Annotated in this window: 2 protein-coding genes; one reads left to right on the top strand and one right to left on the bottom strand. The window is 63.7% G+C overall.

The genetic code is table 11. From position 1 onward, the window contains the following. Positions 1–22: 22 nt before the first annotated feature. Positions 23–337: a hypothetical protein gene (locus tag AC0L3P_RS39740; RefSeq protein WP_473309431.1), complete on the bottom strand. Its 315-nt coding sequence runs from the start codon at positions 335–337 to the stop codon at positions 23–25. A gap of 54 nt (positions 338–391) precedes the next feature. On the opposite strand from AC0L3P_RS39740, the gene AC0L3P_RS39735 reads away from it, so the two are divergent. After that, the gene (locus AC0L3P_RS39735) at positions 392–1021 is read left to right on the top strand and encodes a hypothetical protein (protein WP_473309430.1); all 630 of its coding nucleotides are present in this window, start codon (positions 392–394) and stop codon (positions 1019–1021) included. The last annotated feature ends 306 nt before the right edge of the window (positions 1022–1327 follow it).

Genomic DNA, 1327 nt, shown 5'->3' with positions numbered 1-1327 from the left:
TCGGCGCCCCCGCCGGCATGAGCTAAACCCCGGAAAATTCCAGCATCAGCTGGCCTAGTTTTGGGGAGCACTTCAAACCCCGGAAAATTCCAGCATCAGCTGGCCTAGTTTTGGGGAGCACTTCAGCGAGGCCCCGGAGCCCGGGCGCGACGGCGACCTTGGGACTCCGGCCCTCCATCGGATCGGACTGCTCCAGGCCGCCGGAGACCTTCAGGTCCGTGACGTCGAGATGGATCACGTAGTCAGGGTCGCGGTAGTACGGCTCCTTGTCGTTGCCGACATAGAGTTCATCGCCGCGCAGCACCGCCCGCGGCAGCTTGGGATCGTCGTAAGCCATGGAAAACCGCCCCCGATCTGTCCATTATAACCAGGGATTGCAGGAGGGGGAGTCATGGACGACAGGTTTGCCGCCGCCGTCGGCGTCGCGATCATCGTCGGCATCGTCTGGTGGGTGCTCAACCGCCGCTATCAGGCCGGCCGGCTCGCCGGGATCCGGGAGGCGACGGCCGACATCTCGCGCGCTTGCAGCTACCACTACGAGGTGAAGGACCAGCCGCTGCCGGAGAAGGTCGAGAAGGCGCTCGATTACATGGCGGGGGCCCTGAAGCGCGGGAAGGGCGACAAGGGCCAGGGCGACCTCTACACGTTGGGAGCCGCGACCCTGGGCGACGCTATGGGTGAGGCCGCGTGGCAGAAGGGCTTCGCCGCCGGTCAGGAGTGGACGGACCCGCGCGACGGCGAGCTTCGCGCCGACATGCCGAAGGACTACTGGCGACGCATCCAGTACCTCGCGCACATCGGACTCCAGCATCAGATGCCGAACTACGAACGAATGATCCACTTCCCGTTCGAGCGCGAGGACGACGCGATAGAGTCGGAGCGGGCTATCGAGAAGCTGGAGTACGCGATCAATCACCGCGAGAGCGATCCGGAATACTCGGACTCGCTTTCGCGCAACATGCTGATCTGGCAGCAGTGGCCGAGCGAAGCTCCAGCCGACAAAGCCGGGCGCAAGGCGTAGACATGGCGAAGCGAAACGAGCCGTACCGCTACTGCGTCGTCGAAAGCTAATGCCCCAACCGCACCGCAGGGCTTCATGGCCCGATCCATATCAGATCTCGTTCGCTAACCAGCTCCTCCGGATTGTCGATCGCCATTAGCTCAGAGCCGCAACCTCCTTCTGGATTCGCTTCGGAGATGTCCCGATCGCTGTTGAACTGCGTCGGGCCGACGTTGCCGGGATGAATGTGACGCGGCCCTCGTGACGTGGGCAACGGGCTTGATCGTCATGCGATCGTGGTGAGCCTGAAGGGCCGCACGCAGAAAC

The sequence above is a fragment of the Bradyrhizobium sp. WSM4874 genome (assembly GCF_055811835.1).
The sequence above is the reverse complement of the archived record's forward strand: the minus strand, read 5'-3'. Positions and strand labels throughout refer to the sequence as shown.

What these genes read in the sequence shown, in the direction of transcription:
- AC0L3P_RS39740 (WP_473309431.1), bottom strand. Translation starts at nt 337, where the DNA reads ATGGCTTACGACGATCCCAAGCTGCCGCGGGCGGTGCTGCGCGGCGAT.
- AC0L3P_RS39735 (WP_473309430.1), top strand. Translation starts at nt 392, where the DNA reads ATGGACGACAGGTTTGCCGCCGCCGTCGGCGTCGCGATCATCGTCGGC.